The 2,763-nt window shown below is 55.8% G+C and carries 2 protein-coding genes; both read left to right on the top strand.

Features of this window, described 5'->3' with window-relative positions:
- Positions 1-286 (top strand): hypothetical protein (locus tag ACEW8Q_RS02950; protein ID WP_373502560.1); only part of this gene is annotated, 286 nt, incomplete at its 5' end.
- Positions 287-463: 177 nt separating this feature from the next.
- Positions 464-2,763 (top strand): DUF4011 domain-containing protein (locus tag ACEW8Q_RS02945; RefSeq protein WP_373502559.1); only part of this gene is annotated, 2,300 nt, incomplete at its 3' end.

The raw sequence follows: 2,763 nt of genomic DNA, 5'->3' as shown, positions 1-2,763 counted from the left end.
TCTTGGATTTCAGATCCAGTACATGTGGGCCGGCTCGCGCCGTCGATATGTTCCGGACTTCCTTGTCAGACTGGCCAGCGGCAAGATGCTGGCACTCGAGATCAAGGGAACTGACAGCCCACAGAACAAGGCCAAGCGCGATGCCTTGAGTGAATGGGTCAAGGCGATCAATGGAACCGGCGGATTTGGGCAGTGGGCTTGGGATGTCGCGTTCAAGCCATCTGATGTGCAGGATATCGTCACCAAGCACGCAAAAGCCATAATGCCAGAACTGGTTGGTCAATGAATTCGCTCCGTTGCAGCGCGATTTGCTATGTCAGGTCTGATGCCAGTGGCACGCTGCCAGCGGATGGCTTTGCGAACCCTGCGATCAATGCTCAAAACTACAGGTTGAGGAAATCCTTTGGGGCCGCCTATGATGGGCTGGTAATAAAGCACAAGGTTTGCAAACGAGGTGCGGGTTGTGACGGATAAACTGATTGATCATCCAAGCGAATCCGCCGAACCTGCTCCTTCGCCAGCGGCCCATATTCGAGCTACTTTGGCACCGAAAATTACCTTTGCATCGCACCAGAACGACGTTCCGACGATCCTCGACTTGGCCGTCGAGAACAACTCTGACGACGACCTTGAGAGCCTGACCCTCACGGTCAAGTCGGATCCCGCAGTCCTCGGCGAACGCACTTGGACGATTGACCGGATCGCTGCCAGGTCTCAGCTCCGGCCAAAGGACGTGCGTGTGCCGCTGGCCGGTGGGCTGCTCGACAAACTGACGGACAGGCTACGGTCTGACGTGACATTCACGCTGCGCCAAGGAGAGTTGGTGCTGGCTGAGGAGCATATGACCGTCGAAGCCTTGGCGCGAAACGAATGGGGCGGTTCCCGCTTTATGCCGGAACTACTGGCAGCCTTTGTGACGCCGAACGATGGCACCGTTCAGCATCTGTTGAAGGAAAGCTCCGGCATTCTGACCAGCAGTGGCAGGGACGGCTCGATCGATGGTTACCAGAAGAAGTCGAGGGAGCGTGTTTGGGAGGTAATGTCTGGAGTTTGGGCGGCAGTCTCGGCGCGCGCCATCACCTATGCCGTTCCGCCCGCCAGTTTCGAAACCACCGGCCAGAAGATCCGATTGCCATCCGAGATCGAAAAGACCGGACTTTCGACATGTCTTGATACAGCACTTCTTTTTGCTGCGGCGTTCGAGCAGGCAGGACTGCACCCGGTGGTCGTTTTTACAAAAGAGCATGCGCTTGCGGGTGCCTGGTTGCAGCCTCAGTACTTTCCGACCCTGACAGTTGATGATCCGATCATCGTCAGAAAAGCTATCGCCATGAAGGAATTGGTGATTTTCGAAACGACACTTGCCACGACTGGCCACCCTATTCCCTTCACAAAGGCAATCGCCGAGGCGGAACGCCAACTTGCCGAAGAGAACGATGCGCAGTTCGTCTATGCCGTTGATGTTCGTCAGGCTCGGCGGCGGGGAATTCAACCACTATCCTCACTTGCAGGCATGACCGATACGCCTACTGGCGCAGCGCAACCACGTGGCGCAGCGCCGCCCTTGGACCTACCGCCCGACTTGCCCGTCTTCGATCCGCCCGTAGAGCTGGACGAAGCCGAAAGAACACCAGAGGAACGCCTGGCCATCTGGCGTCGCAGCCTGCTGGACCTTTCCAAGCGCAATCGCCTGTTGAACCTGAAACCTTCTGCTTCGGCGATTCCGATCTTCTGTCCTGACCCATCTGTACTGGAAGACAAGATCGCTGAAGGAAAGCGGATCCGTATCATAGCGCCGCCTGCACGTCGTGATGCGGCTTCGCAAGCCGACGAGGCACTCTTTCGTCTCCGAACCGGTGATGACTGGTCCGTGAACTTCGCTCGCGACGCAATGGAGCGCGGAGAGATCGTCGCCAACACAGATGAAAAACAGCTCGAGAAGGGCACGATCGAGCTCTACCGCAAGGCAAAGGCGGATCTCGAAGAAGGCGGCAGCAACACGCTGTTTCTTGCACTTGGTATGCTGCGCTGGACCCCATCTGGCGACAAGACCAGGTACAGCGCGCCGATGATCCTGATGCCGGTGCGCCTCGACCGCGCCAGCGCAAGGTCAAAGCCCTATATTCTGCGCCACGATGACGACACTGTCTTCAACCTTACCCTTTTGCAGATGCTTCGCCAGGATTTCGGCATCAACCTTTCCGAGTTGTCAGGCGAATTACCGAAAGACCGCAGCGGTATCGATGTTCGCAGCATTTGGAACCATGTTCGGCACAAGGTAAAGGACGTCCCCGGGTTTGAGGTTGTCGAAGAAGTCTTCCTCAGCACCTTTTCCTTTGCAAAGTATTTGATGTGGAAAGACCTGACGGATCGGACTGAGACACTAAAGGGAACGCCGTTTGTTCGTCATCTCATTGAAACACCACGAGACCCTTACCCAAGCGGGACCAAGTTCCTTGACCCAAAGGAAATTGATCGAAAGGTTGAGGCTTCTTCAATCTTTGCACCGCTGAATGCAGATTCCAGCCAGATTGTTGCAATTCATGCATCCGGCCTTGATGGCGATTTCGTGCTCGAAGGTCCGCCAGGCACTGGAAAGTCCGAGACGATTGGCAACATCATTGCCCATAATATCGCTCTGGGGCGCAAAGTCCTCTTTGTCTCGGAAAAGATGGCCGCGCTTGAAGTTGTCTATAAGCGCTTGGTTGCTGCTGGCCTCGGCGATTTCTGTTTGGAGCTTCATTCGAGCAAGGCAAATAAACG

This window comes from Aestuariivirga sp., from assembly GCF_041738905.1.
In the GTDB taxonomy this organism is placed as follows: Bacteria; Pseudomonadota; Alphaproteobacteria; order Rhizobiales; family Aestuariivirgaceae; genus Aestuariivirga.
Note: the sequence above shows the minus strand (reverse complement) of the source record. Positions and strands in the feature narration are given on the sequence as shown.